Raw genomic sequence first — 23323 nt, 5'->3', positions numbered from 1 at the left:
CGCACCATGACCCGTCCCATCATCCCCCTCGCACCGGGTGTACGCGCCGCACGCTGGGCCAGCCTCGGGCTCGCGCTGACGCTGCTGTCTGCCTGCTCCGTCACTCCGCCGTACCAGCGCCCCGAGATGCCAGTGCCGGCCACGTTCAAGGAGGCGGGCGCCACCTGGGCGCCAGCCGCGCCTGCCGACGCGCTGGACCGTGGACCCTGGTGGGAGCTGTTCGGAGACGCCGAGCTGAACCGGCTGGCGGAGCAGGTGCAGCTATCCAACCAGAACATTGCCGCCGCAGTGGCTGCCTATGCCCAGGCGCAGGCCGTGGTGCGGCAGCAGCGCGCGGGGCTGCTGCCTTCCGTCAGCCTGTCGGGCGGTGCCACGCGTTCGGGTGGCGAGGGCGCCAGCCGGTCCGGCACCACGACCCAAGCCTCGTTGGGGGTGGACTGGGCCCCGGACCTGTGGGGGCGGCTCGAAAGCGGCGTCAACAATGCCCAGGCCAGTGCGCAAGCCAGCGAGGCCGACCTTGCGTCGGCCCGCCTGTCCGCCGTGGGCAGCCTGGCCTCTGCCTATTTCCAGTTGCGCGAGGCCGATGCGGAAATCGGGCTGCTGCAGGCCACGGTGGAGGGCTACGAGCGCAGCTTGCAGATTGCCAGGAATCGTTATTCCGCCGGAGTGGTGGCCCAGACCGATGTGCTGCAGGCGCAGACCCAGCTGGCAAACGCGCGGGCCGACCTGGCCACCGCGCGCCAGAACCGGGCGCGGTTCGAGCACGCGCTGGCGGTGCTGACGGGGCAGGCGCCCTCCGACTTTGTCGTGCCCAGTGCGCCGTGGGTGGCCCAAGTGCCCGAGGTGCCACCAGGCGTCCCCTCAACCCTGCTGCAGCGCCGCCCCGACATCGCGTCGGCAGAGCGGGCCGTGGCCGCTGCCAACGCGCAGATCGGCATCCAGCGCGCGGCGTACTTTCCCAGCCTGAGCCTGGGCGCCACCCTCGGCAGCGGTGGCAGCAGCGTGGCGGATCTGTTCAAGGCGTCGGGCACTGTGTGGTCGCTGGGGCTGTCCATTGCACAGACTGTGTTTGATGCAGGTGCCACCGCCGCCCGCGTGGAGGAGGCGCAGGCTGCACGCGATGCCCGTGTGGCCGTCTACCGCCAGACCGTGCTGACGGCCTTCCAGAGCGTGGAAGACCAGCTCACCGTGCTGCGTACCCTGCGAGAACAGGAGCCCCTGCGGCGCGAGGCCGTATTGGCCGCCGAACGCACGGCGCAGCAGCTGCTCAACCGCTATCGCGAAGGCCAGGTGGGCTACACCGAGGTGGTGACCGCGCAAGTGTCAGCGCTGTCTGCCCAGCGCGCCCTGCTGCAGCTGCAGGTCAACCGCCAGCTGGCCATGGTGGCGCTGGTGCAGGCGCTGGGGGGCGGGTGGCAGGCGCCGTGGCAACCCCCTGCCTGAAGGCTGCGCGGGGCTGCTCGGCATATACTCCTGTTTTGATAGCTGCTGGCGCTTGATAGATAAGCGGTAGAGCCTTGTTTGATTCAAATTTTCTCAAGGAGTGTGCGTGGACGTTGTATTGCTGGTCAAGGCTGCCATCATGGGCGTGGTCGAAGGCCTGACGGAGTTCCTGCCCATTTCTTCCACCGGGCACCTGATCCTGGCGGGCTCTCTGCTGGGATTTGATGATGCCAAGGCCAAGGTGTTTGACATTGCCATCCAGACCGGTGCCATCTTTGCGGTGATCCTAGTGTATTGGCAGAAGATCCGCGCCACGCTGGTGGCCTTGCCCACGCAGCGGCAGGCGCAGCGGTTTGTACTCAATGTGCTCATCGGGTTTTTGCCCGCTGTGGTGCTGGGCCTGTTGTTTGGCAAAGCCATCAAGGCCCATCTGTTCACCCCTGTGGTGGTGGCCAGCACCTTCATCATTGGGGGCTTCATCATTTTGTGGGCAGAGCGCCGATCTCCTGCGGCCACCCGCATCCAGTCGGTGGATGACATGACGCCGCTGGACGCCCTCAAGGTGGGCCTGGTGCAGTGTCTCGCCATGGTGCCGGGCACCAGCCGCAGCGGCTCCACCATCATCGGGGGCATGCTGCTGGGCCTGTCGCGCAAGGCAGCCACCGATTTTTCGTTCTTTCTGGCCATTCCCACGCTCATTGGCGCGGGGGGGTACAGCCTGTACAAGGAGCGCGCGCTGCTGTCGGTGGCCGATCTGCCCATGTTCGTCACCGGGCTGGTCTTTTCTTTCCTGAGCGCCTGGCTGTGTGTGCGCTGGTTGTTGCGCTACATCAGTACCCATAGCTTTGTACCGTTTGCGTACTACCGCATCGTGTTTGGCATCGTTGTTCTGGTGACAGCATGGACTGGATGGGTGCAGTGGGCGGACTGATAATCCACCCATGAGCCGTTTTGCCCCCATTGCACCCCTGGTTTCTTGTGCTTCGTTGCTGGCTTGCCTGTGCTCCTGGCCGGCGGCGCACGCCGCGGATGCGCCTGCGGCCGAAGAGCCGCCCAAACCGTTGTTCAACTACGCGCTGGGCGCCATCGTGGGCTCCAGCCCGGACTACGCGGGCGGTAATGGGCGCAAGAACAGCTTGCGGCCCGCATGGGCCATCGAATATGGACGCTTCAGGCTCAGTACCTCGCGTGGCAGCGCCTTCATGGGGCATGGACTGGGTCCGCGCGAATCGGGTGCCAGCGCCACGCTGGCGCAGGGAGATCAATTCAACCTGAGCGCCTCGCTGCGCATCGACAAAGGCCGTGACGGCTCGGACGCACCGATCCTGGTGGGGTTGCCCTCGGTCCGGTCCACGCTGCGCGCGCGGGTGAGCGCTGGGTATGCGCTGACGCCACGGTGGTCTGTGGGCGCCGGGCTTTCGCAGGACATTTTGGGGCGCGACGGCGGCGCGCAGTTGTCCACCAGCGTGGGCTATACCTGGCCCGTGACCGAGCAGACCAAAGTCACTTTCGGCGCAGGCGCGAGCTTTGGGGATCGCACCTATCTGCGCGGTCATTTTGGCGTGCCTGCGGGTGGTTCCGGGGCCTTGCCTGCCTTTGATCCGGGCGCAGGCCTGTACAGCGTGGATGCCGGTGTGGAGGTCATGTCGGCCATCAATCGCCACTGGGTGATTCTGGGGGCGGCGCGTGTATCGCAGCTCAAGGGCGACGCCCGCCGCAGCCCGCTCACTGTCGAGCCCACAGGGTATTCCGTGTCCGTCGGCCTGGCATACCGCTGCTGCCGTTAGTCCACTGAAACCGAGTAATCGGCTGTGCGCCGAGGTGGCAGCGGGTGCAGCGCAAGGCCCGCAACGCAGCGATGCGCCTGCTGCCAGACCCTCACGCACAGCCGATTACTCGGTTTCAGTGGACTAGCGTGCAACACCGTGCGGGAGCTGGCCTTTTGCGAAAGGCCCGTGGGGCCTGCGGGGGCACCATGGGCCGAAAGTGATAAGCTGGTGCTGACACACTGTTACCTGTAGCAGGGCGATGCAAAGCGGCCACCGCGAAGGAGGTGCAGCGTTGGATCGCCCCCTGTCGATGACCATCTCCCCGCCGGGGCTATCGCCGCATGATGCAAGACGAGCCTGAGTTGTCGCAGCCCCCCACAGCCGTCCATCAGGATTCCTGGTCCAAGGCTGAATTGCTGGATTTGATCACCCGCAGCGCGGGTGCCACCATGGCCGTGATCGACCGCAGTCTGGCCATGATCTATGTCAACGAGGAATACGCCCGCTGGTTCGGCGCCGTGCCCCAGCAGTTGGTGGGGAAAACCCTGGTCGAGGTGTATGGTGAGAGCGACTGCGCCCGATTCATGCCCTTCGTCGAGCGTGTGCTGCAGGGCGAGCGGGTGCAGTACCAGCGCCTTCTGCGCACACCGTATGGCATTGATGAATGGCGCACCATCTGCCTGACCCCCTGGCACAACCGGCAGGGGCTGGTGGACGGCTTCATCACCACGGCGCTCGACGTTCATGAACTGCAGGTCACCATGAATGCGCTGCGCGCTGCCAACCAGCGGCTTTCCTCGCACATGGAAAACAGCCCGCTTGCGGTGCTGGAGATGGACCATAACCTCAGGCTCCTGCACTGTTCGCAGCGCGCTGTGCAGCTCATGGGCTGGCTGCAGGTGGCGGGGCTGGAGGGGCGGTTGCTGACGGAACTGGTGGACCCCTCACTTCAGGACGACGGGCTTCAGAGTGCGCTACAGCGCCTGCAGACGGGGCAGGAGTCCCAGAACCGCGCGGAGACCTGCTTTGTGCGGGAGGACGGTAGCGAAGTGCATTGCGAGTGGTTCAACTCCGCACTGACCGACGCCCAGGGGCAGGTCACATCGATCATGGCGCTGGTCCAGGATGTCTCGGCCAAGATCCAGATCGCCCGCCAGCAGCACTATTTGGCCAACCACGATTCACTCACGGGCCTGCTCAATCGTGCGGCTTTTCAGAGCCGTCTGGAGCAGTCCCTGACGCAGGCGCGATGCAATGCCGGGTCTGTGGCCTTGCTGTTCATCGACCTCGATGGGTTCAAGGGGGTGAATGACGCCGAAGGCCATCGCGCCGGTGATGAAGTGCTGCGCATTGTGGCCCAACGCATTGCCAGCACGGTGCGTGCGGGCGACACCATGGCACGCCTGGGTGGCGACGAATTCCTGGTCATGCTCGACCGAGATGTCACCCGCGACGTGACCGACACCATCGGCCACCGCATCATCGAGGCATTGCACCAGCCCATGGTTGTGGAAGGGCGTGACCTTTTCATCGGCGCCAGCATTGGCGTGGCCGTGTATCCGCCACTGGAGGGGGATATCGACGCCCTGATGAATCGGGCCGACCAGGCGATGTACTCAGCCAAACGCGCGGGCAAAGGCCGGCTCCATTACGCTGAAACGGCCTCTTCCTGAGCGCAGGGGATGGCCTGCATAACTCCCTGCGGTCGGTGATAGCGCGGTCTCGGGCGGTCCGCTGCGTTGCTTTTTTTGCCAGTAGCGGGTCTATTGGCTGCAAAAAGACGCCTTGCGGCCCATCCCGATACGCACTACCACTGACTCGCGAGGGTGAGGCAGGACATCCCTGGGGCTCTTGTCCGTGAGGGCTTCTCTCAGGACCTGCATTCCTATTTCTGTGGCAGCCGGACGCTCTGCTGAAAGTGGAAGAAATTCCCGGGGTCGTACTGCGCCTTGATCTGCTGAAGTTGCGGGTATGCAGGGCCCCAATAGGCCTGGGCAAAGTCCTGCAGGCTTGCGTCGGGATAGTTCTGGTACACGTGGCCGTTCAGGAAGGGTTTGACCAGGTTCATGAACCCATCGAGCCAGGCTTCCATCTGGGCCCGCTCGGTGTCATTGGTCCAGAACACGTCCACCACGAGGTCCGCATCCACATGGCGGTGGATGAAAGCGCTGTCGGCCACCGGATAGCGGTTGATGGCGCCGCCATAGGGTTCCAGATAAGCCAGCGACCAGGGGTTGGGCGAGGTCTTGAAGTAATCGATGATGCGTTGCCAGTCGGCTGTTGACAGCGGCGTGCTGATGTAGCCGCAGGCCTTGGTTTCCGCCACGCCGTCGGGCAGGTTGTCTGGCAAGGTGTAGGGGTGGTCTTCCAGCCAGATGTTCATGTCGGGGTAGGTGCCCGTCTTGTCCACCAGCAGCTGTGCGCTCGGTATCGCCATGAGGCGTGCAATGGCCTTCATGCCCTCATCGCGCGTGCCGCAGAACATGCCTTGCACCATGTAGACCGGCGTACTGTTCTGGTAGCCCAGGTTCATCATGTAGCCCAGGGCATCGGGTGCGCCGGTTTTCATGTAGTGGGCTTGCATCGTCGTCAGGACCTCGGCGGCATGGGCGGCGTCCCAGCTGATGGCCCAGGCCCACACCTGGTCCAGCCGGTGCATGCGGTAGGTGACCTGCAGCAGCACACCAAAGTTGCCGCCCGTGCCACCGCGCATGGCCCAGTAGAGCCCCGGATTCTCCTGCGCGCTGGCCGTGACGATGCTGCCGTTGGCAAGCGCCACCCGGAACGATTCCACCAGATCGCTCTGGATGCCGAAGGCCCGCGATGTGTAGCCATAGCCGCCACCCTGCACGAAGCCCCCCACGCACACGCTGCCGCACGCTCCCGTGGGCACATGCCAGCCGGTGTGGTTCATCGCGCCGTTGAAATGGTCGAAATCGGTGCCCGGCAGCACATGCACGCGTTCGCGGGGTGGGTCCAGCACCACGCCTTTCAGGTCGCTCAGGTCCACCACCATGCCGCTGTTGACGGAGTAGCCTGCCGTGCTGTGCCCACCGCAGCGCACGGCCACCCACACGTTGTAGGTGCGGGCCACGGCAAGGCATTCGAGCACATCGTGTTCGCAGGCGCAGTACACGATGATCTCGGGATAAGCCTGAAACGCGGGGTTGGACTCTTGCCGCGCAGCGTTGTAGTCGGGGCTGGATGGCAGCACGATGCGGCCCACCAGCTTGGCCTCCAGCGCCGCCACGGCGTCCCAGGTCAGGGTTGCGCCCGGTGCGTTTGGTGCGGCCTGGCGTGTAGCCAACGACTCAAAATGCGCAATTCGGGCGTCTTTGGCAATGCGGGCGGGACTTTTGCGATGGGCCATGGTGAACAATCCTTGGGTGGTAACGCGAAGCCCCGTGTTTAACGGAAGCCAGGCCGTTTGACCAGTTCGGAATGGCCCTTGTGGCTCAACCGCCGGGTGCGGTGTGCACTGGTAGCGCTCAGGCCGACGACAGCGCCAGGTCCCCGGTGTTGCGGCGAAGGCAGAATTTCCCCCCTTGCTTGCCGCTGTACATTGCCGCATCCGCCAGCTTCAGCAGGCCCAGTGCATCGTTGCTGTCGTCCGGTGCAATCGCGTAGCCGATGGTCAATCCCACTTCCACCTGTAGATCGCCGAGCGAGAAAGGGGTGCGAAAAGCTTCCAGCAGTTTGAGCCCCAGCTCCTGGGCTTGCTGGCTGCTGCCAAGGTGGCCTGCCATCACCACAAATTCATCGCCGCCCAGGCGCGCTACCACGTCACTCTGGCGCACATGGCCTTGCAGCCGACGGGTCACGGCGATCAGCAGTTCATCGCCCACATCGTGGCCGTGCCGGTCGTTGACGGGCTTGAAACCATCGAGGTCCATCACGTACACAGCCAGCAGGCTGTTGGGGCCGCTGTGGGGCAGGGCGGAGGCCAGGGCAATGCTCAGGCCACGCCGATTGGGCAAGCCGGTCAAGGGGTCGGTATGGGCCAGCGAGTGCATCGCGTCGCGCTCGCGGTTGGCATCCAGCGCCTCCAGCCGCAATGCCTTGGTGCGCAGGCCCAGCACGCGCATGAAGAGCAGCATGTCCAGCGTTGCACCAAACTGGAAGGAGTGCAAGGTCCAGAAATTCACCGGCACCCAGCCCTGGATCACGCCAATGACGGTGGCGGTGGCCAAAAAATACAACAGCCAGGCGAGCAGCAGGGTGGAGCCCACCGGGTCGCCCAGCCTTGCGCGGCGCACCGCCCCCGGAATGCCCATGAGCGCAGGCGCCAGCCCCAGGATGCTGACGATGCCTGTCACTGCGCGGGTGCTGAGCAGGTCCAGTGCATACAGCGCAGCCAGCACCACGCACAGCACCGCGCCGCCACGCATGCTGCGCAGCAGCCAGCTGCGGGGCCTGTCACCCGCCAAGGCCTGGCTGATGAAGAGAAAGGAGCCGCAGGTGGCCGTGAGCGCAGCCAGACTGGCTGCATGCAACTCCACCCACGGCATATCGCGCCACAGGTACTGCGTGCCCAGGCCGAACAGGTGCAGCGAAAACAGCAGGCTCCCCGCAATGAGCAGTGCGTACTGGATGAACAGCACGTCGCGCAGATTGAGCCACTGCGCCAGACTGTAGATCAGCAGGCACAGCGCCAGCCCGGTAAGAATGCCTTGCAGCATCTGCTCGTTCAGAGCCTTGCTGTGCCAGGTGGTGGGCTTGTTCAGCGTGATGGGCAGCACCATTGCACCCCGGGTCTCCACGCGCAGCAGCAGGTCGTAGGTGTGTCCGGGCAACATGGCCACGGGCAGTGCATGGGTGCGGCTGCGCAGCGGGCGCTGGGTGTAAGGCTGCAGGCTGCCCAGCGTGGCCTGCTGGGTCACATGGCCGTCTGCAGCCAGGTACACCTCGATGCGTTGCAGCACGGGATAGTCGATGTCCAGCACCCACAGGCCGCTGGATGTAACGGGCATGGTGACCGGGATGCGTACCCACACCGGCTCTGCCCGCACGCCCAGGGTGCCGCTGGTGCCAGGTGGGGCCTGAAAGCGTGACAACTCCGCAAGGACATCATTCACGAGCAGGGTGCCGGAGGGGTCTGGCAGCACAGTGACGGCGGGCCAGGCCTCGATGGAAAGCAGGTCATCCCGCAGTTCGAGAGGGGCTGCGCGCGCACTCGTCGGTAGGGCTGCCAGCAGAAGACACAGTGCCGACAGCAGGCAGGCCACTCGCCACCAGCTGGCAAGAACCGGGCGATGCACAAACCCACTCAAGCGCGTGTACGTCATGAGGCCAGCGCCAGTTCGCCCGGGTTGCGGCGGATGCAGTGTTTGCCACTCTCCTTGCCCGCATACATGGCTGCGTCCGCGAGCCGGACCAGGTGCTGTGCATCGTCACTGTCCAGCGGTGCCAGCGCGTAGCCGATGGTCAGGCCCACCTGAATGGAGAGGTGGCTCAGCCGGAACGGCTTTTCAAATGCATGCAGCAAGACCCGCCCCAGTTCCTGGGCTTGTTCGGGGGTGGCCAGTTCGCGCGCCATGACAATGAATTCGTCCCCGCCCAGCCTTGCCACCAGGTCGGTGTGCTGTCGCACATTGGCCTCCAGCCGGTGGCCCACCGCCACCAGCAGGTCGTCGCCCACATCGTGGCCGTAGGTGTCGTTGACCGGTTTGAAACCGTCCAGGTCCATCAGGTAGAGCGCTACCAGCCGTTGGGGGCTGGCCTGCGCCAGCGCCGATTGCAGTGCCATTTGCATGCCGCGGCGGTTGCACAGCCCGGTCAGTGAGTCGGTGTAGGCCAGCGAGCGCATGGTGTCGCGCTCGCGCAGCGCTTCAGAGGCCGCGTGGCGCAAGGCGGCAGAGCGTTGGCCTAGCACCCGCAGGAACAGCAGCATGTCGGCCGCAGCGCCGAGCTGGAAGGAGTGCAGCGTCCAGAAGTTGACTGGCAGCAGGCCTTGCACCAGACACACCATGGTCACGGCCGCCGTGAAGTACGCAACCCAGGCCGCGAGCAACGTGGTGCTGACGGAGTCCCCCCGGCGTGCCCGCGCTACGGCGATGGGCAAGCTGATGAGAGAGGGAAGGGGGCCCAGGACGCTGATGATAGCGGTGGTGGTCCGGGTGTTGATCAGATCGACCAGGAAGGCTACGAGCAGCACCAGGCTCAGCACTGCTCCCGCCTGCATCACCCGCAGGAACCGGCTGTGTGGCAAGTGGCCCATCAGCGCATGGCCCATGAACAGGAACGAGCCCGCAATGGCCAGCAGCCCCGCCGCCCCAGCTGCGTGGACCTCGATCCAGAGCCGGTCGCTCCAGAGGAACTGGGTGCCAACGCCGAAGAACTGCAGCGAGAACCCGGCACTGCCCACCACCAGCATGCAGTAGTAGAGAAACAGCTTTTCCCGCTGGCTGATCCACTGGGTGAAGCTGTAGACCACCAGGCACAGGGCCAGCCCGGCCAGCACGCCCTGGAACATCTGCTCACGCAGCGACCGGTGCACCAGATAGGGCGCCTTGCTCAGGGTGATGGGCACGATCATCGCACCCGAGGTTTGTACCCGGATCAGCAGTTCATAGGGAGTGTCGGCTGCCAGGTCCAGCGTCATCGCCGGAGTACGGCCCCGCAGCGGGCGCTCGGAATAGGGGCGCAGGTTGCCCAGCGCAGCGTGTTGAGTCAGCCGGCCTTGCTGGGTCAGGTAGATGTCGACTTCGTTGAGCACCGCAAAATCGATGTTCACGATCCATTCATTGCCCGACGCCACGCGCGACATCAGCGGCACGCGCAGCCAGATGGCTTCCTTGCGCACACCCAGGCTCCCGCCACGGCTGGGGGGCTCTGCAAAGTCAGGCAAGCGTTCCAGTGCGTCTTGTATGCCCCATTGCAAAGATGGGTCGGCCAGCAACGTGGCCACCGACCACATGTTCACCGGGCGGGCATCGGCTGGCAGCACGAGCGGGCTGGGGGCTGCGGCCCGCGCAGTGGGCAGGGCCAGCACCTGCCACAGCGCCAGTACCAGCAGCCACAGCAGGGGGCGCCAGGGTGTCGGCCGACCGGGGAGCAGGGCGTTGCGATGCATCGTCGTCATGCCAGTGCTGCCGTGGCGGGGATGCGCCGCACCGAGTGCTTGCCGCCTTGTTTGCCCGCGTACATCGCGGCATCTGCGTGCCGAAGCAGGCCCTGTGGGTCGTCACTGTCGAGGGGGGCCAGCGCGTACCCGATGGTCAGGCCCACCTGGATGCGCAGGTGGCTCAGCGTAAAAGGGTGCTCAAAGGCCCGCAGCAGCGAGCGGCCCAGGTCCTCCGCCTGCTCGGGCGTGGCCAGGTCGCGGGCCATGATGATGAATTCGTCCCCGCCAAGCCGGGCGACCAAGTCGGTCTGGTGCCGTACATTGGCCAGGAGGCGGTGGCCCACGGCCACCAGCAAGTCGTCGCCCACATCGTGGCCGTGCGCGTCGTTAACAGGCTTGAACCCATCCAGGTCCATCAGGTAGACCGCAACCAGCCGTTGGGGTGAACAGTGGGCCAGCGCGGCGTGCAACGCGTGCTGGAGGCCGCGCCGGTTGCTCAGGCCGGTGAGCGGGTCTGTGTTGGCCAGTGACTGCATCAGATCCCGCTCGCGCATGGCCTCCTGGGCCTGGGCCTGGGCGGCCCGGGCGCGCAGGCCCATCACGCGAAAGAACAGCAGCATGTCCAGCGTGGCGCCAATCTGGAACGAGTGCAGTGTCCAGAAATTGGCAGGTACCCAGCCTTGCACCAGGCACACCATCATTCCGGCGGCCACGCCAAAGGCGATCCACGCCGCCAGCAGGGTAGCGCCAATGGGGTCCTTGTGCCGCACTCGCGCAATGGCGGCAGGCAGACTGAGGAGCGAGGGAAGGGCCCCCGCCAGACTCATGAAGGCAATGGCAATGGGCACGGTCAACCAGCCCACCACCAAGGCGACACAGACCACCGCAGTGATAGCTGCGCCTAAACGCATGGTGAGCGAATACCGGCTGCCGGGGGTGTCGCCGGCCAGCGTGTGGCCCAGGAACAGAAACGATCCCGCCAGCGCCATCAGCCCTGCTGCCGGACCCGAATACCGGTCCATCCACGGGTTGTCGGGCCACAGATACTGCGGGCCGACGCCAAAGAACTGCAGCGAAAAGCCCGCACTGCCCAGCACCACCAACGCATAGAAGCCAAACATGCGGTCACGCTGCGTGACCCACTGGATCAGGCTGTACGCGAAGAGGCAGAAAGCAAGCCCGTTGAGCAGGCCTTGCAGCATCTGCTCGCGCAAGGCCTGGCGCAGGTGAATGGGCATTTCGCTGACCGTGATGGGCAGAATCAGCGGGCCGGCGGCCTGGACCCGTATCAGCAGGTCGTAACGTTGCCCCGGCTGCAGGTCGAAGGCCATCGCAGGCGTGCGGCCAGCCAGTTGCGCAGGATCGGACTGGCGTGCTCGGGCCTGCTGAAGCAGCTTGCCACCCCGGGCGAGGTACAAATCGGCCCTCAGCGAGCTGTAGCCAATGTTGACCACCCACGGGGTGCGCAGCGCCTCGGGCGCAACCAGGGGGATATGCAGCCACATGGCCGCCTTGTGTACGCCCAGCGAGTTGTTGCTCCGTGCTGGAGCCTTGAACTCGTCCAGACGGTCCAACATGTCCTGTACCGAGAGCTGGTAGGAGGGGTCGGCCTTGAGGGTGATGGCCTCCCAGGCATCCACCTGCGGTTTGTCCTGCGTGAGCACCAAGGGCTCGCCCGCCTGCGCGCCCAGCGGCAAGGCTGCAGCTATGAGTACCTGCAGACAAAGCACCAACGCTGCCATGCCGCAACGCCCGCGCCACAAGCGGGCCAGCATTGAGAGGTTGCGCGGTAGCGGTTGCATTGGCGTGGTGGCTACGGCGATATGGCTTGCTGCGCCTGGCCCGTCTGCGCGGGCTTTGCCTTGCTGGCCAGGTCCCGGCTCCAGCTGCCGGAGGTGGTCAGCCGGTCTTCAATGTGGTTGAGCCAGCGGGGAGCATGGGGGTCGTCGCTCCAGCTGTGCACCACGGTGTCCACCTGGTTGAGCAGTTCGGTGGGCAGTTGCAGCGGGCGCGTCTGACTCATGAGCACTCGGCTCATGAAGTGGTAGCCCAGCGCCCGCGTCAGCATGCGCACGATCGAGAAACGCGGCAGCAGCAAACCCACCACCGCATCGACGGCGCGCGCCAGCAGCAGAACGCACCAGAACAGCAGGGCAGACAGCCAGGGCACCGGCTGGTTCAGCCCCAGGTCCTCGGCGGTCTCGCGCCCGCACAGGTAGCGGGTCATGAGTTGCGGGAAGGGCTTGACGATGCGCCACGGCAGCGCGTTGGCCATGGTCTGCATCAGGGCCTGCCCCAGGGCCGGGCGCGGGTCGGGCGTGACCGGCTCTGCGCGGCCACGGGCCTGCATCAGTGCCATCAGTGCATCGCCCTGCGCCATCGTTTCCACCATCAGGGAGCGGTCGATGCCAAGCACGTGACCCACGACGTTCCAGGCGTGGAGGTAGGCTTCTTCGTCGCCGGGCGGCAGACCGAGACCCAGCCGACGCATGCTGCGCAGGAACACGTATCCGAAGGTCAGCAGCGTGTAGGCCAGCTCCTCCTGGTTGCAGGGCAGACCTTTGGCGGCCAGGTTCCAGCCGCGTGCATACAGGGTCTGGTACATCACGGACCGGCCGCCACCAGCGGGGGCTGCGCGCGGCACGACCAGGCCGTCTCCGCCGGCCTTCCATTGCGCGATGGCATGTTCGGGGCTGCCGTGCAGGATGAGATTGCGCACCGTGGCGTGGATCAACCGCACCTTGAGTACCTGCGCTACACCGGCGCCCCGTGGGCTGAGGCCGCCATGCAGCATCACCGGAAAGATCATGGCCGCTGTGGAGCGGATGCGGTATTCGGTGTTCTGTTCCAGTTGGCCAGTCGTGTGCAACACGCTCGACAGGTCCGGGACCACATAACACTCGGGCAGGCTGGCACAGAACAGCAGGATGCAAGACAGCGCACCGTGGTCCATGAAGAGTTTTTCGGCACGCTCGATCTTGCGGGCATCGGCCCAGGGCGGCAGCACCTGCGCCGCCTGCACATAGTCGTTGAGCGCCTTGGCCATCTCGGCGGTCACATAGCCTTTGGCGGCCTTGTCACCATCCCCCACCTGCACCGGGCCTTCGGTTGCCTGCCAGGTGGCCAGCGTGGCGTTGTCGGTCCACTGGCTGAACAGCAGGTTCACCGTGTTGATGTGCGCCCATTGTGGAGCGTCGGCGGCGACGTCGCCGGGGGGCCAGGGCCCAAGGATCCTGGTAATCGTCGCATCAGCCAAGGGGTCGGCGTGGTGCTGCATGGGTGCCAGATCGGCAGCTGGCAGCAGAGGGTTGTGGGGCTTGCTGGTCATGCCGCGACCTTACCCGGTGCGCGCCAGCGTTGGAAGCCCGCCAGCGCGCAGAGCAGCGGAATCCCCATGGCAAAGGCTGCAATGGTCCGGATTTCCACCGGGCTGCCCAGAATCATCTGGAACACCATGCCGGCCGCGTAGATGGTCAGCGGCACCATGGCGTGGCGTCGCAAGAAGGGACTTGCGGGCTGCAGGGTGAGCCGGCGCACCGACATGCGAAAGCTGAAGATGATCACAAAGGCCACGAACACCCAGCCGAAAAAGCCCTGCACGGTCTCACCAAACCAAGCGCCATTGGTCTTTGCCATGATCCACGCCTTGAGGGTGTATACAAAGTAGGGGTCTGCGCCCAGGTCGAACGCGGTCACGATCATGGCTGCCAGAAATGACAGCATGGCAGCATTGCCCAGGCCGGGAGCGCCGTCCACCGCCGATTGCCAGACGATGAGGTTGCTGAGCACGTAGCCGGCATAGGTCAGCGCAAACCACATCATCGGAATGACCAGTGGCACGTCCAGCAGGCGGGGGCCCAGCACATCGGTGTAGGTGTAGTGCCCAAAGAACCAGCCCCGGCTGGAGCCCATCTGTTCGGCAAACCAGCCCAGGCTGACCGCGATCAATACAAACTGCAGGGCGGCGCGGGTGCCCAGCAGATGCGCTGCACTGGTCCAGCAGCAGGCAAACATCAGTACCGAAGCGATGACGATGGCGATGGTGGTGTCATTGTGGGTGCGCACCGCTGTTGTGATCACAAAGGCGGCCAGCAAGGCAAAGCTGAGCGCGGGCAGGCGCCCGGCCGTTGGGGGCTGTGCAGACATGTCGGGTGTATCACGCTGTAACAATTTCGCCAGTGTAGGGGATTGGCGCGGCGTGTGTGTCCCCTGTTGCCCTGATCCGGGGGTGGTATGGGGCGTTTTTTCGCGCCCTGCAGTCCGATTTCGGTGGTAGGGCGGAATGTGGCGACCCTGCGCGGGGATCTGCCACTACGACTTAAGTCTGGCGGGGCGTGAGCGCGGCCAGGTTGAGCAGCGCCGCTTCAATGGCCGCCGCCGTGGCCATGGGTTGCTCCATCGGGAACAGGTGGCTGCCGTCCAGCATCATGGTGCGGCCCTGGGTGATGCGCAGCGTCATCGCCATGCCCACCTGCCGCATCTCGTCCGAATCGCGCCCGCCGATGAAGGCGGCCGGGCACTGCAGGGGGTGGGTGCTGAGCAGCCGCCCCAGGTTGTGTGGCAGCGTGTTGTAGATGGCGGTTTCCACCGCGCGGTCAAAACCCAGCACGCGCTTGCCATCGTGGTCCACCAGGCCGTGGGTGATGTAGTCGCCCAGCACTTCGGGGTCCCAGTGCGCAAAGGCCTTCTTCTTGCGAAAGTGTTCCAGCGCCTCTTCGTTGCTGGCCCAGCTGAAGCGCCGCTGCCGACTGACCTTGCCCGGCGAGATGGAGCCCACGACCTGCGTGCGCTTGGCCACATCGACCGCGTTGGCCTTCCATCCGCCCAGCAGGGGCGAATCGATCAATAGCACACCGCGCACCAGGTGGGGGTGGCGGGCTGCGGCCATCACGCTCAAAAAGCCGCCCAGCGAATGCCCCACCAGAAATACAGGCTGGCCCAGGCGCTCCACCTGCGGCGCGGCGAAGTCCGCCAGCTGCTGCACCAGATGGGGCCAGTTGTTGGTCACCGGGTACTTGGGGTCGTGGCCGTAGCGTTCCACCGCGCTGACTTCAATCCCCCGGGCCTTGAGGTGCTGGAAGAGCACGCGGTACGTGCTGGCCGGGAAGCTGTTGGCGTGCGAGAAAACGATGGGGAGCATGGGGATACCGGCGGGGCAGGGCGAACCCCGCCGTCAGAGAAATCAGATGAGCTTGTCGGTGTGGTTGGTGATCTTCTTGAGCGGCTTGCTGCGGGCCGGGTTCACCATGATGGGCACGGTCGTGGCGCCACCCCCCCAGGCCGGGTCTTCGATGCTGTCGAACACCTGGCGCAGCTTCTGGCCCCAGCTGTCGTGCAGCATGCGGAAGTAGGGGTTGTTCTCGTCGATGCAGACCACCTTGGAGGTCGAGAAGCTGTCGGCCTCGTACACCACCAGGTCCAGCGGCAGGCCCACCGACAGGTTGGACTTGAGCGTGCTGTCCATGGACACCAGCGCGCACTTGGCGGCTTCGTCCAGCGGGGTTTCGGGGGTGAGCACCCGGTCGAGCACGGGCTTGCCGTATTTGGATTCGCCGACCTGGAAGTACGGTGTCTCGGACGTGGCCTCGATGAAGTTGCCAGCCGAATACACCTGGAACAGGCGCATGCCCTCACCCTTGATCTGGCCGCCGAACACCATGGACACATTGAAGTCCACGCCCGAGCGCTTGAGCGCTGCACCGTCGCGTTCGTGCACATGGCGCACCGCAGCACCGAGCACGCGGGCGGCGTCGAACATGCTCTTGGCGTTCCAGATCGAGATCGTCTCGCCCGAGTCACCGTCCTTGAGCTGCTCGGTCTGCAGGATTTCGCGCACCGACTGTGAAATGGACAGGTTGCCTGCCGACAGCAGCACCATGAAGCGGTCGCCCGCCTTCTCGTAGACCATCATCTTGCGGAAAGAGCTGATCTGGTCCAGGCCGGCATTGGTGCGCGAATCGGACAGGAAAACCAGTCCGGCGTTGAGTTTGATGGCGACGCAATACGTCATGGAAGAAGTGGGGTCGTTGTAAGAGGGGAACCCGCGAGTTTAGTCCGGCGTGGGAAGGCACCCTTGGGCAGAGTGCGGGCCAGTCATCGCGTGTGCCGTAGCCGATATCCTGTATTGATAGCAACCAACGCTTGGTGGATGAGCGCTGGAGGCCATTTTTACTCAAGAATTGGCAGGTCCCAACCTTTTGCGTTCACCCGAAGTTCCGGCGGCAGCCAAGGCAACTGCCGCCCCGGGGGTAAAGGGCTATTGCTTGCGGGCCAGGCAGTGTGTGCCCGTCGCTCCTATCATCCGCCGCTTCACCTGGAGGGGCCTTGCCGTGTTGAACCCACTGATCTTGTCTGGAACCCGCCGCGCCTGCGCGCTGGCCTTGGTGGCATTGCTGGCGGCCTGTGGCGGGGGCAGCGCGCAAGACCCCGGCGATGGCGGCAACCCTCCGGAGCCACCTCCCGCACCGGCGCGTTCCGGCCAGCTCGAATCCGCCGCCTTGCTTGGCACCGTGCCGGCCGCTGATATCGCTGCAGCGCTGGCCGCCAAGGAGTCGCTGGCCCAGGACGTGGTGCCGCGCTACAGCGTCACTTCTTACCGGATCGAGTACCTCACCACCGATGCCGACGGCAAAGAGGTGCGCGCCTCGGGGCTGGTCAGCGTTCCGCAAAAGCCAGCGGGCGCCAAAAGCCCGGTGCTCAGTTACCAGCATGGCACCCTCTTTCGCGATGCCGAGGCGCCCAGCAACAACGCGGTTGCGTCCGAGGTGGCGGTGGTGCTCGCGTCACTGGGCTATATCGTGCTGGCGCCCGACTACGTGGGCTTTGGCGCTTCCAAGGGCACGCCCCACCCCTACCTGCTGGCGGCGCCGTCCGCAGCCGCCACGGTGGATTTTCTGACCGCCACCCGCACCTGGCGCGGCCAGGCCAACGTGGCGGACAACGGGCAGCTCTTTCTGACCGGCTACTCCGAAGGCGGCTACGTCACCATGGCCACACACCGCGCGCTGCAAGCAAGCGCCTCGCCCCACCTGCAACAACTGCGCATGGTGGTGCCGGGCGCGGGGCCTTACAACGTGCAGACCACCATGGATGGCCTGGTGGACCTCGTGCGGCAAGAACAGCCGGTGATCGGCGCGCTCATCAACCCGGGCTTCTTGCGTTACCTGGGGGGTAGCGTGCAGCGTGAGGTGCGCCGCCTGCTGCTGCGCGCGCTGATCCCGGGCGATGCCGATGTGGCCTACGACACACGTTTCATCGACCACTTCCTGGCCGACGACGTGTTGGCCCTGGCCAGCGCCAGCAACGTCTACGACTGGAAACCCAATGTGCCAGTGCGCCTGTACCACGGCCGCGATGACCGCACCGTGCCCTACGCCAGCTCGGTCAGCACCGTGCGCGCGATGCAAAGTCGCGGCGCGGGCGATCTGGTCAGCCTGACTGAATGCCGCGCACAACCGGTGGCCGGGCACCTGCCCTGTGTGCCGCCGTTCATCACCTTCATGCAGGGGCAGCTGGCGCCGGTGGCGCAGGATCTTTAAGCCGGGCAGGTGGCGGGGCTCGCCTTGGTGGGGAGTGCTACCCGCTGGGTTGCGTGACTGCGTCAGCCCGCCATCTTCTTGAGCTGGTACAGCGCATCCAGCGCCTCGCGCGGGCTCAACGCGTCGGGGTTGATGCCTGCCAGCGCAGCTTCCAGCGGGCTGGCGCCCGCACTCTCAGGCACCTCGGGCGCAGCGAACAGGTCCACCTGCAATTCATCTTCGCCCGCCCGCTCTTCCAGCGCCGCCAGCGCATGCCTTGCATGGTGCAGCACGGGCGAGGGCATGCCCGCCAGCTTGGCCACCTGGATGCCGTAGCTGCGGCTGGCCGGGCCGGGCTGGATCTCGTGCAGGAAGACGATGTCGGTGCCGCTCTCGGTGGCGCTCACATGCATGTTGATCGCGTGGCGCGCCTTGGCGGGCAGGTCGGTCAGCTCGAAGTAGTGCGTGGCAAACAGTGTGAAGGCGCGGGTCTTGTCGTGCAGGTGCGTGGCGATGCCGCTGGCAAGGGCCAGGCCGTCGAACGTGCTGGTGCCCCGGCCGATCTCGTCCATCAGCACCAGGCTGTGGGGTGTGGCCGCGTGTAATATCTGCGCGGCCTCGGTCATCTCCAGCATGAAGGTGGATTGCGCATTGGCCAGGTCGTCCGCCGCGCCGATGCGGGTGTGGATGGCGTCGATGGGCCCCAGGCGGCAGCTCGCGGCGGGCACATGGCTGCCCATGCTGGCCAGCAGCACGATCAGCGCGACCTGGCGCATGTAGGTTGATTTACCGCCCATGTTGGGGCCGGTGATGACCTGCATGCGCGTGTTGGCGTTCAGGCGCGTGTGGTTGGCGATGAAGCTGCCGCTGGATGTCTCGGCCAGACGGGCTTCGACCACGGGGTGGCGGCCGCCTTCGATCTCGATGCAGGGCTCGGGCACGAACTGCGGCGCGCACCAGTTCAGCGTGAGCGAGCGTTCGGCGAGTGTGCACAAAACGTCCAGCGTGGCCAGCGCCTGGGCCAGGCGGGTGAGGGCGGGCACGTGGGGCTGCAGCTGGTCCAGGATTTGCTCGTACAGCCACTTCTCGCGGGCCAGCGCACGCTCGTTCGCCGACAGGGCCTTGTCCTCGAAGGTTTTCAGCTCGGGTGTGATGAAGCGCTCGGCGTTCTTCAGCGTCTGGCGGCGGCGGTAGTCGTCGGGTACGCGGTCGAGGTGGCTGCCGGTCACTTCAATATAGAAGCCGTGCACCTTGTTGAATTGCACGCGCAGGTTGGGGATGCCGGTGCGCGCCTTCTCGCGGGTTTCCAGATCCAGCAGAAAGGCATCGCAGTTGGTCTGGATGGCGCGCAACTCGTCCAGCTCGGTGTCGAAGCCGTTGGCGATCACACCGCCGTCGCGCACCAGGGCGGCGGGCTCTTCGGCGATGGCGGCCTGCAGCAGGCCGGTGCAGCCCTCGGGCGGCTGCAGGTGGCCGAAGATTTGAATCAAATAGGGCTCTGGCGCTTGTCCATTCAGCGCGAGCAGCTCTGCTTTTAGTAGCGTTTTGCCCAGGCCCACCAGTTCGCGCGGGCGCACCTGGCGCAGGGCGATGCGGGCAGTGATGCGCTCCACATCGCTCACCCCTTTGAGTTCGCCGCGCAGCAAGGCCCAGGGGCCGCTGCCGCCACCGGCGCCGCCCGCACCGCGCAGCGCGGTGGTGGCCGACAGGCGCTGGCGCGCCTCGGCGCGGTCGCGGCGCGGCTCCAGCAGCCAGGTCTTGAGCAGGCGGCTGCCCATGCCGGTCATGCAGGTGTCCAGCAGTGAGAACAGCGTGGGCGCATCGTCGCCGCGCAGGGTTTTGACGAGTTCCAGGTTGCGGCGCGTAGTGGCGGGCAGGTCGATGAGGTCGTCGTTGCGCTGCACCTGCACGCTGTGCACGTGGGTGAGGGTGCGGCCCTGCGTGTGTTCGGCATAGGTCAGCAGCCCGGCGGCGGCGGCGTGGGCCTCGCCCAGGTCTTGCGCGCCCCAGGCCTGCAGGCTGGCGGCGCCCAGGTTTTCGAGCAGCTTGCGTTCGCCCAAGGCGCTGTCGAATTGCCAGTCGGGGCGGGGGCTCATGGGGCAAGTGAAGGCGCCGCCCTGGCGCAGCACCTGCAGTTGTTGCTCGAAGCGCTCGGTCACGCCCGCGCTGTAGATCAGCTCGCTGGGCGCCACGCGCGCCAGCCAAGCGCCCAGTTCGTCCTGCGCACATTCGGCCAGGAAGACGCGGCCCTGCGTCACGCTCAGCCAGGCCAGTCCACAGCGCGCACGCGGCGCCTGGTGCACGGCCATCAGCAGCGATTCGGATTTGTCGGACAGCAGCTCCGTGTCGGTCAGCGTGCCGGGCGTGACCACGCGCACCACCTTGCGCTCCACGGGGCCCTTGCTGGCGCCCACCTCGCCCACCTGCTCGGCAATGGCTACCGATTCGCCCATCTTGATCAGGCGCGCCAGGTAGTTCTCCAGTGCGTGGAAGGGCACACCCGCCATCACCACCGGCTGGCCGCCCGACTGGCCGCGCTGCGTGAGCGTGATGTCGAGCAGCCGCGCGGCCTTCTCGGCGTCTTGCCAGAAGACCTCGTAGAAGTCGCCCATGCGGTAGAACAGAAGCGTCTCAGGATACCCGGCCTTGAGGGCCAGGTATTGCTGCATCATGGGGGTGTGGTGTTCGAGCGTGTCGGACATGCTGGGGGCCGAGAAATGAGGCGTGGACTGTAGCAGTTCGCTCCACGGGCCTGCACTGCATGCGGCAGAGGGCGGAGCCCGTTGGCCCAGGCGGATACGGTCATCGCCGTGCTGCACGAAGGGCTCCGGGTTTTCCCTTGGGCAAATGCCGCAGGTTTTTATTGTTCGTTACGTTTTGACATACTCTTGCCTGTATGCTGGCACATTGGCTGTGACCCTCGGCCCCGCCTTGCGCAGGCGGGATTCCTACCCACCGCAGGCTTCAAAGGTTTCAGAGCGACCGTGATCTCGTCCGAACTGTTGACCGATCTCCTTGCCCCCGTTGGCGAGGGCCACATAGAGCCGATGGCGCAGGCGCGTCTGCAGGCGCTGGTCGATGCCGTTCCGGTGGCCTTGATGGAGTTCCGGCTGCAGCACGGCCGTCTGCTGCTGCTGGCCGCCAACGCTGCCGCACGGCGCATGCCCGGCCTGGGGGCGGTGCGCAACCCCGGAGCGGATGCCTGCGAGGTGTTTGACCTGCTGGCGGGCACCCCCCTCATGGACCAACTGCAAGGCGTGGCCCGCGTGGGTGCGCCGCTCGAATGCCGCCAGGTGGTGCGCGAGCCCGGTCGGCTGCTGCTGGCCTGGGATCTGTCAGCCCGCCGTGTGACCAGCGACTGCATCGTGGTCACCGTGCGCGATGCCACCGAGGCCGAAACCCTGCGTGCCGCGCTGGCAGCGTCCGAACGCGCCCTGGAAGAAGTGCGCCGCGAACTGCGCGAACAGACCGAGGTCTTCAACACCATGGAGAGCCTGGCCCGCACGGGCCATTGGCGCCGCATCGAAGACCCGGGCGAAACGGTGCTGCTGTGGTCGCCCGGCCTGTGCGACATCGCTGGCTTCGAACAGCAGGAATGGGTCGACCCCGAGCGCGCCGTGAGCGGCATCCTGCCCGAGGACCGCCATGTGTTCGACAAGGCCCGCATGCCAGGTGCCGGCCTGGATGTGGAATACCGCTGGCGCCGGCCCGATGGCGAAGTGCGGTGGATGCGGTCGCGTGTGCAGCGCACGTTGCCGCGCGATGGGGTGCAGGTGGTGATGGGCGTGGTGCAGGACGTGACGGACGAACACCGCGCGGCCGAACAGCTGCGCGAGCAGCTGCTGTTCATCCAGCGCATTGCCAGCCGCATACCGGGCTTTATCTACGAGTACCGACTGCATGCGGATGGCGGCACCAGCGTGCAGTACATCAGCGATGCGGTGCGTGACTTCATGGGGGTGGAGCCGAGCCAGGTGACCGCCGACCACGGCGTGCTCATGCACCGTGTGTTGCCCGAAGACCTGCCGCAGGTGCAGCGCTCGGCGATCACGTCGGTGCGCAGGCTGGTGCCCTGGCAGTGTGAGTACCGTGTGCGCATGCCCGACGGCAGCGTGCGCTGGCACATGACCAATGCCATTCCGCACCGAGAGCCCGATGGCTCGGTGGTGTCCCATGGCTTCACCATGGACATCACAGACCGCAAGCGCGCAGAACAAGAAATCGAGCGCCTGGCCTTCTTCGACGCCCTCACAGGCCTGCCCAACCGCCGCCTGCTGCTGGACCGCCTGCAACGCTCCATCGCCGCCTGCCAGCGCACCAAGAACCTCGGCGCCCTGCTGTTCATCGACCTCGATAACTTCAAAGACCTCAACGACACCCTGGGCCACGACATGGGCGACCAGCTCCTGTCCCAGGTCGCCACCCGCCTGGTGGGCAGCGTGCGCGAAGCCGACACCGTGGCCCGCTTTGGCGGCGACGAATTCGTCGTCATGCTCGAAGCCCTGGCCCCCGACCTGCAAGACGCCGCCACCCAGGCAGAAACCGTGGCCGAGAAACTCCTGGCCAGCCTGAACCAGCCCTTCGACCTGGACGGCGCCCAGCACTACAGCACCCCCAGCATCGGCATCACCCTCTTTGGCGACGAACGCCTCACGGTGGACGAACTCCTCAAACGCGCCGACCTGGCCATGTACCAGGCCAAGGCGGCAGGGCGCAACACCCAGCGCTTCTTCGACCCCGACATGCAAGCGGCCGTCAACGCCCGCTCCAACCTGGAAGCCGACCTGCGCCAGGGCCTGGCCCGGGGCGAACTGCTGGTGCACTACCAGCCCGTCGTGGACCACCAGTCCCAGCTCATGGGCGCAGAAGCCCTGGTGCGCTGGCGCCACCCCCAGCGCGGCATGATCAGCCCCGGCGACTTCATCCCCCTGGCCGAACAGACCGGCCTGATCCTCCCTTTAGGCCAATACGTGCTGCAAACCGCCTGCGAACAACTGCAGCGCTGGGGCCAGCACGAAGCCACCGCCCACCTGTCCATCTCGGTCAACGTCAGCGCCCGGCAGTTCAGGCAACCGGGCTTCGTGGCCGAAGTGCTGCAGACCCTCAAGAACCACCACGCAGACCCCCGCAAACTCAAGCTCGAACTCACCGAAAGCCTGCTGCTGGGAGACATCGAAGACACCATCGCACGCATGGTGCAGCTCAAGAGCGAAGGCGTGGGCTTTGCGCTGGATGACTTTGGCACCGGCTACTCCTCCTTGAGCTACCTCAAGAGATTGCCCCTGGACCAGGTCAAGATCGACCAGAGCTTTGTGCGGGACGTGCTGACGGACCCCAACGACGCGGCGATTGTGAGGACCATCCTGGCGCTGGCCAAGAGCCTGGATCTGGAGGTGGTGGCCGAGGGGGTGGAGACGACGGGGCAGCTGAGTTTCCTGAGGCTGCATGGGTGTGAGGGGTTTCAGGGGTATCTGTTTGGGCGGCCCGGGCCGGTGGGGGACATTGATGCCTTGCTGTATCCCGCTCGGTAA

Annotated in this window: 15 protein-coding genes; 6 read left to right on the top strand and 9 right to left on the bottom strand. The window is 65.7% G+C overall.

All coding sequences use genetic code 11. From position 1 onward, the window contains the following. The first annotated feature begins 6 nt into the window (after positions 1–6). The 4 genes from C8C93_RS12800 (at position 7) to C8C93_RS12785 (ending at position 4885) form a co-directional block, all read left to right on the top strand. On the top strand, positions 7–1443 hold the full coding sequence (locus tag C8C93_RS12800; RefSeq protein ID WP_121508783.1) for an efflux transporter outer membrane subunit: 1437 nt from the start codon (positions 7–9) through the stop codon (positions 1441–1443). A 106-nt stretch (positions 1444–1549) separates the two neighbouring features. Beyond that, positions 1550–2374, top strand: a complete 825-nt coding sequence (locus tag C8C93_RS12795; RefSeq protein ID WP_121507146.1) for an undecaprenyl-diphosphate phosphatase — start codon at positions 1550–1552, stop codon at positions 2372–2374. A gap of 10 nt (positions 2375–2384) precedes the next feature. Continuing rightward, positions 2385–3230 carry a MipA/OmpV family protein gene (locus tag C8C93_RS12790; RefSeq protein ID WP_233559374.1) on the top strand — a complete coding sequence of 282 codons (846 nt, stop codon included), beginning with the start codon at positions 2385–2387 and terminating at the stop codon, positions 3228–3230. Between the two features lie 323 nt (positions 3231–3553). After that, entirely contained in the window at positions 3554–4885 is a 1332-nt protein-coding gene (locus C8C93_RS12785; protein ID WP_121507145.1) for a diguanylate cyclase domain-containing protein, read from the top strand. A gap of 212 nt (positions 4886–5097) precedes the next feature. Here C8C93_RS12785 and C8C93_RS12780 read toward each other — a convergent pair whose 3' ends face one another. The 8 genes from C8C93_RS12780 to C8C93_RS12745 form a co-directional block, all read right to left on the bottom strand. Further along, positions 5098–6582 (bottom strand): FAD-binding oxidoreductase, encoded by a 1485-nt coding sequence (locus tag C8C93_RS12780; protein WP_121508781.1) that lies wholly within the window; start codon positions 6580–6582, stop codon positions 5098–5100. Positions 6583–6700: 118 nt separating this feature from the next. Then, positions 6701–8497 (bottom strand): diguanylate cyclase, encoded by a 1797-nt coding sequence (locus C8C93_RS12775; RefSeq protein WP_121507144.1) that lies wholly within the window; start codon positions 8495–8497, stop codon positions 6701–6703. Continuing rightward, a complete protein-coding gene (locus C8C93_RS12770; protein ID WP_121507143.1) occupies positions 8494–10284 on the bottom strand; it encodes a diguanylate cyclase in 1791 nt (596 codons plus the stop codon). The genes C8C93_RS12775 and C8C93_RS12770 overlap by 4 nt, the downstream gene beginning before the upstream one ends. Before the next feature lie 5 nt (positions 10285–10289). Then, the gene (locus tag C8C93_RS12765; protein WP_121507142.1) at positions 10290–12050 is read right to left on the bottom strand and encodes a diguanylate cyclase; all 1761 of its coding nucleotides are present in this window, start codon (positions 12048–12050) and stop codon (positions 10290–10292) included. 38 nt (positions 12051–12088) lie between these two features. Next, on the bottom strand, positions 12089–13603 hold the full coding sequence (locus C8C93_RS12760; RefSeq protein ID WP_121507141.1) for an oxygenase MpaB family protein: 1515 nt from the start codon (positions 13601–13603) through the stop codon (positions 12089–12091). After that, on the bottom strand, positions 13600–14421 hold the full coding sequence (locus tag C8C93_RS12755) for a carotenoid biosynthesis protein (RefSeq protein ID WP_121507140.1): 822 nt from the start codon (positions 14419–14421) through the stop codon (positions 13600–13602). The genes C8C93_RS12760 and C8C93_RS12755 overlap by 4 nt, the downstream gene beginning before the upstream one ends. Positions 14422–14593: 172 nt before the next feature. Continuing rightward, positions 14594–15415, bottom strand: coding sequence for an alpha/beta fold hydrolase (locus tag C8C93_RS12750; RefSeq protein ID WP_121507139.1), 822 nt, complete (start codon positions 15413–15415; stop codon positions 14594–14596). A gap of 42 nt (positions 15416–15457) precedes the next feature. Next, positions 15458–16285 carry a proteasome-type protease gene (locus C8C93_RS12745; RefSeq protein WP_010459683.1) on the bottom strand — a complete coding sequence of 276 codons (828 nt, stop codon included), beginning with the start codon at positions 16283–16285 and terminating at the stop codon, positions 15458–15460. 319 nt (positions 16286–16604) lie between these two features. Here C8C93_RS12745 and C8C93_RS12740 point away from each other — a divergent pair, with 319 nt between their 5' ends. Continuing rightward, positions 16605–17813, top strand: a complete 1209-nt coding sequence (locus C8C93_RS12740) for a S9 family peptidase (protein WP_233559370.1) — start codon at positions 16605–16607, stop codon at positions 17811–17813. 62 nt (positions 17814–17875) lie between these two features. Here the strand turns inward: C8C93_RS12740 and mutS are convergent, their stop codons facing one another. Further along, positions 17876–20494, bottom strand: coding sequence for a DNA mismatch repair protein MutS (gene mutS / locus C8C93_RS12735; RefSeq protein ID WP_121507137.1), 2619 nt, complete (start codon positions 20492–20494; stop codon positions 17876–17878). A gap of 282 nt (positions 20495–20776) precedes the next feature. On the opposite strand from mutS, the gene C8C93_RS12730 reads away from it, so the two are divergent. After that, positions 20777–23323 (top strand): bifunctional diguanylate cyclase/phosphodiesterase, encoded by a 2547-nt coding sequence (locus tag C8C93_RS12730; RefSeq protein WP_233559369.1) that lies wholly within the window; start codon positions 20777–20779, stop codon positions 23321–23323.

This window comes from Acidovorax sp. 93 (genome assembly GCF_003633835.1).
In the GTDB taxonomy this organism is placed as follows: domain Bacteria; phylum Pseudomonadota; class Gammaproteobacteria; order Burkholderiales; family Burkholderiaceae_C; genus Acidovorax; species Acidovorax facilis.
Note: the sequence above shows the minus strand (reverse complement) of the source record. Positions and strands in the feature narration are given on the sequence as shown.

What these genes read in the sequence shown, in the direction of transcription:
- C8C93_RS12745 (WP_010459683.1), bottom strand. Translation starts at nt 16,285, where the DNA reads ATGACGTATTGCGTCGCCATCAAACTCAACGCCGGACTGGTTTTCCTG.
- C8C93_RS12775 (WP_121507144.1), bottom strand. Translation starts at nt 8,497, where the DNA reads ATGACGTACACGCGCTTGAGTGGGTTTGTGCATCGCCCGGTTCTTGCC.
- C8C93_RS12765 (WP_121507142.1), bottom strand. Translation starts at nt 12,050, where the DNA reads ATGCTGGCCCGCTTGTGGCGCGGGCGTTGCGGCATGGCAGCGTTGGTG.
- C8C93_RS12760 (WP_121507141.1), bottom strand. Translation starts at nt 13,603, where the DNA reads ATGACCAGCAAGCCCCACAACCCTCTGCTGCCAGCTGCCGATCTGGCA.
- mutS (WP_121507137.1), bottom strand. Translation starts at nt 20,494, where the DNA reads ATGTCCGACACGCTCGAACACCACACCCCCATGATGCAGCAATACCTG.
- C8C93_RS12790 (WP_233559374.1), top strand. Translation starts at nt 2,385, where the DNA reads ATGAGCCGTTTTGCCCCCATTGCACCCCTGGTTTCTTGTGCTTCGTTG.
- C8C93_RS12800 (WP_121508783.1), top strand. Translation starts at nt 7, where the DNA reads ATGACCCGTCCCATCATCCCCCTCGCACCGGGTGTACGCGCCGCACGC.
- C8C93_RS12755 (WP_121507140.1), bottom strand. Translation starts at nt 14,421, where the DNA reads ATGTCTGCACAGCCCCCAACGGCCGGGCGCCTGCCCGCGCTCAGCTTT.
- C8C93_RS12750 (WP_121507139.1), bottom strand. Translation starts at nt 15,415, where the DNA reads ATGCTCCCCATCGTTTTCTCGCACGCCAACAGCTTCCCGGCCAGCACG.
- C8C93_RS12770 (WP_121507143.1), bottom strand. Translation starts at nt 10,284, where the DNA reads ATGCATCGCAACGCCCTGCTCCCCGGTCGGCCGACACCCTGGCGCCCC.
- C8C93_RS12785 (WP_121507145.1), top strand. Translation starts at nt 3,554, where the DNA reads ATGATGCAAGACGAGCCTGAGTTGTCGCAGCCCCCCACAGCCGTCCAT.
- C8C93_RS12780 (WP_121508781.1), bottom strand. Translation starts at nt 6,582, where the DNA reads ATGGCCCATCGCAAAAGTCCCGCCCGCATTGCCAAAGACGCCCGAATT.